Source organism: Okeania sp. (assembly GCF_983059655.1).
Genome location: NZ_CEZPJD010000601.1, coordinates 1 through 5026 on the forward strand (window position 1 = coordinate 1; position 5026 = coordinate 5026).

Below are 5026 nucleotides of genomic sequence, written 5' to 3' on the forward strand. Positions count from 1 at the left end.
TGTTCCCTCTTTTCTGGAGATGTCTATTTAATAGTGTTTTTTCTTCTTGAGTGTTCCCTATTTCCTTTTGAGCAAGACTCTGTTTCTGCATTTCAAATGAAAAGGCTATATATCATGTCCAGATAATTAGTGACAAAAAAACTTTTTCCCTTTAAACTTTTCTTTCCCTTCTACCTTCTACCTTCTGCCCTCTGCTCTCTGCCCATAGTTTGGTTTACTTATGCCAACTTACTTATTTTTAAAGATATACAACTCAAATTATCCGATACCAACTCTACTACAAAATTTATCGGTACTTAGATTGTTCTGAGAAAAAAGCTTTCTAGTTTTTAAGGATATAAAAAAATGATGGTATAACCTTCCGGAGTTACAACAATAGTTGATAAATTAGTATTGTATAAATTAAAAAAAGGTCCTTAAATAGCCTAAAACAAATAAAATTTCGGTAAACCGAAATAAATTCACTGTAGATAAACTAGGTAAAAAAGAAACTTTTTACTTATAATGTTGTCTAGATACACAGTAGATAAATATGTAATACCATTTCTCAAAAATTTGCTATGTATCTTTGTAATGGGGAGGTAGAGAGTGGTGAGATGTTAATCAAACATAGCGGTTTTCACAAGGCGTGAGGTAAACCAACGATCCCCCTAAATTCCCCAAAAAGGGGTACTTCCAGTTTTCCCACTTGTCAAGGGGTAGTGGGAGACCTCCAGCAGCGTACCTGACTAGCCTGAGAAATGCTACATAGCATTATTATTCAGAAATGGTATAACCCGGTCAGCTTACCCATATCGATTATGCGAACCGCTTATCAATATAAATTAAGGCCCAACAAAGAACAAATAGGCACAATAGAATTATGGTTGGAATTGTTACGTCGGCAGTACAACTATCGGTTGGCTGAAAAGTTCTCATGGTGGTCAGAAAACCGTTGTCCAGTTAACGCTTGCCCCAAGGTGCATGCCAATTCCTCAATTAAGAGATCATCCAGACTATTACTCTCAAAAAAAAGATTTGGTCAATACCAATGACGATCAAATTATCCGGAAAGTACTCCTGAATTAGTTAATAGGTGGTTGAAAAGGAGATTTAAATAGCAAGCCTCAGAAATCTGAGACTAACTATAGATGAAGAAACAAAAAAATGAGTGTTACCCATACTAACCAAGCGGTCTAAGTTAGTCATAGATAACACTACAACTAGGCGTGCAAATTGCTAGTTCTGATAAATCATCATCAGCACTACTTTTAGCTTTTTTATACCAACACTTTAAGGTTGCTAGGTCAGGGATACTCAACACTCCTACACAGAGAAAGTTTCCCAAATCTAAAATCCAAAATAGTAGAACACCAAATCCACAGCCGTCATTTCTTTCCCATTTATTCATAATCAAAAGCAAATATCGGGAGTTTTGGCGGAGTAAATTCAGTAGAAGGATGAAAAATAAGTGACACAGGAATTTCATATTTCAATTACTCCTCTGGGAGAAGACGAATACTTTGTTCGGACAGAAAAAGTACCTATTGGTGGGTTAGTGGCTGAAGAAATTGTCGAATGGCCTGTAGAACAATGGTTGGCCCAAGCACGTCACCTATTTCGCGATCCATTGCTCGATCTCCTAGAAGGAAAGTCCAATACTCAGGTAGTCATCCCTAGTCAGGTTGTGTCCAGGTCTGGGGAAGTGGTAAGTCCAAGTTTAGTAGCATTAGGCCAAGAAATGTATCAAGAGCTATTCAAAGACACCCTGAGAGATAGCTGGAGTTGCGCTCAAGGAATAGCTCATAATCGAGGAGAAGTATTACAGCTACGTCTGGGGACTAAAGACAGACGTATATCCAGTTTGCCTTGGGAGGTACTCCATGCAGGCGATCGCCCCCTTGCCACTGGTACGGATGTAATTTTCTCTCGCTATCAACCTAATACTTCTTTACCTAAACAAACCCGGACACGAACTCCAGAAGAACCATTAAAAATCTTAATGGCGATCGCAGCTCCTAGCGATAAAGATAGTCTGCAACTGGAAAAAGAATACGAGGCATTGCAACAAGAGCTACAAATAAATAGTGGAGACACTCAGATCCACCTAGATATTCTCAGGCAACCTGGGCGAGAACAACTTACTCAACATTTAGAGCAAGGTAAATATCAAGTTTTCCACTATGCAGGTCATAGCAACTGGGGTATTTCCGGCGGTGAAATATCTCTGGTCAGCAATACAACAGGGTTAACAGAAAGTCTCAGTGGTAGAGACCTAGCAGGGTTGTTAGTTAACAATGGTATTCAGATGGCGGTCTTCAACTCATGTCGAGGTGCTTACAACCAATCAGTTAACCATACTGATGATGAAGTAGCGCTCAACTTGGCAGAAGCGCTAGTTAAACGAGGTATTCCGGGAGTGCTAGCAATGGCAGAACGCATTCCAGATGAGGTTTCTCTGAGCTTGACACGGCTTTTTTATCGAAATCTCAATCAAGGTTATCCCGTAGACTTAAGTTTGAGTCGGGCACGACAAGGATTGATTTCTGCTTATGGTTCCCATGAGCTTTATTGGGCATTACCTGTTGTCTACCTACATTCAGAATTTGATGGTTGTCTGATTCAAAAACCCAGCAACTTGCCAAATGAAATTGTTGAACCTTTTGAGGAATTTGTTGAGGAAAAAGTTGCATCACCAGAGTCGCCAGAAGATTCAACTCGTGTAGAACCAAATATCGATCTGGAGAATATAGAGGAATTTCCTAATGAACCTCAAACAGATAATTTTAATTTGCAGACTACAGATAATCAAGACCAGGTCAAGACTCTCCAAGAGTTATTGCAAGAAAGAGAAATAACAGAACAACTCAGGAATAAAAGCTATGAAAAACCAGAAGAAATAGTAACACAAACTCAGTCAGTATTAACCACACCAAATACTCAGGAAAAATCTCATAAGTTTTCCTGGAAAAAAACATTATTATCTGCTGCATCATTAGTAATGTTAGCTTTTGGTACTAATATAATTACTTTCAATAGACTGTCACCAGGAAATGCTCAATTGCTTCCTAAAGCCCCAGATCCAGGGATTAATTATGACTATAACAGGGTTCGACTGGTTAATGCTAATAAAAAAAATAGTAGCATCCAAGAAGCACAAATACTGGCAATTAGACAGTTTAAGCAAAATGATATTCAGGCTGGAAAGTTGGTTGTAGAAACATTATTAGAAAGAGGAGAATTAGCAAAAGCAGGAGAAGCGATCGCTTCTGTACCTACTCAACTCAATGACTATCCAGAAATTAATTTTCTTAAAGGTAGATTAGCTTGGGAAATCTTCCAAGATGGAAATCAAAATAACCTGATAGATGAAGCTATAAGTTATTGGGAAAAGGCTGCTGTAAAAAGTCCAGAAAATATTCAATATCAAAATGCTTTAGGCTTTGCTTATTACACTAAAGGAGATATTGAAAAAGCTTATGGAGCTTGGTTAAAAGTATTGCATTTATCAGGAGAAATAACCCCAGAAATGGAAAAAGCTCGTCCTGTTTCTGATAGCGATCGAGGAAATTTATCTGTCAATAAGAGAGAAGCTATGAATGCTTATGCAGGCTTAGGATTAATTAAACTAAAATCCGCTAAAAATTTACAGAAAACTCCTGAACAAGCTTTAAAATATGCTAGGAAAGTTATGAGAGAAGCTGGCAAAGAGTTTCATATCCAACAATTACAAAAAAATTGGTTGTGGTCTCCCACTGCTCGTCAAGATTGGGATTTATTATTGAGACTTCGAGATCATAAACAACCAGTTGAACAGAATAAGCACTTTGAAGATATTGCCTAGTGCAAAAAGGCAGCTATGCTGGAGGCTTTAGTTATCTAGGATAGCAGCTATGCTGAAGGGAAGAAATATTATTATACAAGCTTTTGGACCTTTTTTAACTGGTTAATTAGGGCTTGCTGATTAAATCTCAAAGTATTTATAGGCAAAGGTTTTAGCATTTTTAGGTCTAAAAAAGTGCGCAAGTTTTCAGTCTAAAATGCTCAAAAAGGAGCGCATTTTGGGAGAATTATGGCAGAACAATCAAGGTACTATTCTTCTGACTACTTCTTCTATAATTCCCATTCCTCCTGACTTCACCGATTCACCGATTCTGGCTCCTACCCTTACAAAAAATTTTTTTTCAGCAAACCCTAATTATTTCCGCTATCCTGCACTAGTAATAGATTAAAATTGGAGGTTTTGCTGAATGATTGTATGATTTTTAGTAGTTAGTAGGGGAGAATAGCCATTTGCTAACGCAAAGCGGAGCGGCTCTGTCAAGAGCGGGTCTCCGTTCCCTCCGGGACGCTTTCCGGAACGGAAAGCTTTGCGGTAGCAAACGCCATATCCAATGGACCAAGAGAAAATCAACTTCAATATTTCAAGCCTCTGACTTTAGGCAGAGGTACTGATAACTGATAACTGAAATGACTCTCAATCTTATACCAATTTCATAAAATATTGCAAAGCGTGAGGACACAGGGAACAGGGAACACCGGAGCTGGGAACAGGGAACAGAGAAAGAAAAACATAAATATTAAAGAGGAAAAAAGGTGGAAATTTTAGAATTTATGGAATTTATAATTTTTTCTTTTAAGAAGAAATCACAAATTAAGATGTAACTGCCTTTTTTGAATTTGGTATTACTCACTCACCAATTTCATATCTTATTTCAGCAATGCCAAATTAGATTTAGTAACGGTTTATTTTTAAATTGGCTAATAACTAATTTAAAAAAGAGTCGGAATACAAGAGGAAGCAGCCGAAAAAATAATAAAGGAGGAGGCAGGAGAAGGGAAAATTTTAAGTTTCTATCTACTCCTGGCTTCTCTACTTTAAAAATTATTTAAGTATAGCAGTGAGCGCTGGTATATTTACAAATTGCAGGATTTGCCCAATAGCTAAAAGTCTTATGTTATCGGCAATTTATTCCCCCTGTTGCCTGTTGCCTGTTGCCTGTTGCCTGCGCACAGCGCTATATTCTCAAGAAAGTAGAGTATTAAG

General features: G+C 37.7%; 3 protein-coding genes. 2 read left to right on the top strand and 1 reads right to left on the bottom strand.

Features of this window, described 5'->3' with window-relative positions:
- The first annotated feature begins 740 nt into the window (after positions 1 to 740).
- Positions 741 to 1034 (top strand): helix-turn-helix domain-containing protein, encoded by a 294-nt coding sequence (locus tag AC3DU7_RS24955; RefSeq protein WP_488041992.1) that lies wholly within the window; start codon positions 741 to 743, stop codon positions 1032 to 1034.
- A 146-nt stretch (positions 1035 to 1180) separates the two neighbouring features.
- Here the strand turns inward: AC3DU7_RS24955 and AC3DU7_RS24960 are convergent, their stop codons facing one another.
- Complete coding sequence (locus AC3DU7_RS24960; RefSeq protein WP_488041993.1) at positions 1181 to 1390, bottom strand: hypothetical protein; 210 nt, start codon at positions 1388 to 1390, stop codon at positions 1181 to 1183.
- Positions 1391 to 1450: 60 nt separating this feature from the next.
- On the opposite strand from AC3DU7_RS24960, the gene AC3DU7_RS24965 reads away from it, so the two are divergent.
- Positions 1451 to 3823: a CHAT domain-containing protein gene (locus AC3DU7_RS24965; RefSeq protein WP_488041994.1), complete on the top strand. Its 2373-nt coding sequence runs from the start codon at positions 1451 to 1453 to the stop codon at positions 3821 to 3823.
- Positions 3824 to 5026: the final 1203 nt, after the last annotated feature.